This is a genomic window from Mesotoga sp. HF07.pep.5.2.highcov (assembly GCF_003666285.1).
In the GTDB taxonomy this organism is placed as follows: domain Bacteria; phylum Thermotogota; class Thermotogae; order Petrotogales; family Kosmotogaceae; genus Mesotoga; species Mesotoga prima.
The window spans coordinates 1-688 of the sequence record NZ_JFHJ01000668.1 but is presented as its reverse complement, the minus strand read 5'-3'; the positions used below and the strand labels follow the sequence as shown (position 1 = coordinate 688).

General features: G+C 46.1%; 1 protein-coding gene. It reads right to left on the bottom strand.

What is annotated here, in order from left to right; translation table 11 throughout:
* Window positions 1-623, bottom strand: a 623-nt coding sequence (locus tag BG32_RS14195) for a galactokinase family protein (protein WP_310793901.1), incomplete at its 3' end; no start/stop codon positions are given.
* Window positions 624-688 lie beyond the last annotated feature (65 nt).

The following is a 688-nucleotide window of genomic DNA, read 5'->3' as shown; positions in this document are numbered from 1 at the left end:
TCGGCCCTTCGAGTATTGTAGTTACCACTAGATAGGGAATGATGAACCTTGGAGTCGAATACGACAAATGTGTATTCACCAAGCTCTAACGGTACATATTCGTGGCGCATCTCGAGAGTGTCTAGGAAGATTGCCGTGTCCTTCTTCCCCATAACGGCTGCAAACTGATCCATAATTCCACACTGGACACCGACAAACTCATTTTCGGCCTGCTGAGCAAAACTGTAAAGTTCTCTGTCCCCCAGTTTAAGTCCATACACCGAATTCAACGCTAAAATAAGAGCAACTTCAAGAGCAGCTGAGCTTGAGAGGCCGGCACCTTCAGGGATGCTAGAGCTGATTTTGATCTTCATCCCTCCAAAGTCAACACCAAGGTTATCCTTCAAAACCCAGAAAACTCCTTTTAGATAGTCACTCCAATCGCCGGTCTTTTCTATGCTTTCCTCCCGAAATGAGACTGGTTCCCTTCCAGCAGAACTCAAAGCAATGACGTTCTCGTCTGTCCGCTCAATCGACAGTAATACATATTTGTCAATCGCGACAGGCATAACGAATCCCTGGTTATAGTCGGTGTGTTCACCAATGACATTAACTCTACCGGGCGCAACAAAATACCTCTTCAACGCAACACCTCCAACATCGCACATATGTCTTTTTGCCCTATATTGAGAGAATAGCACTACCCCGG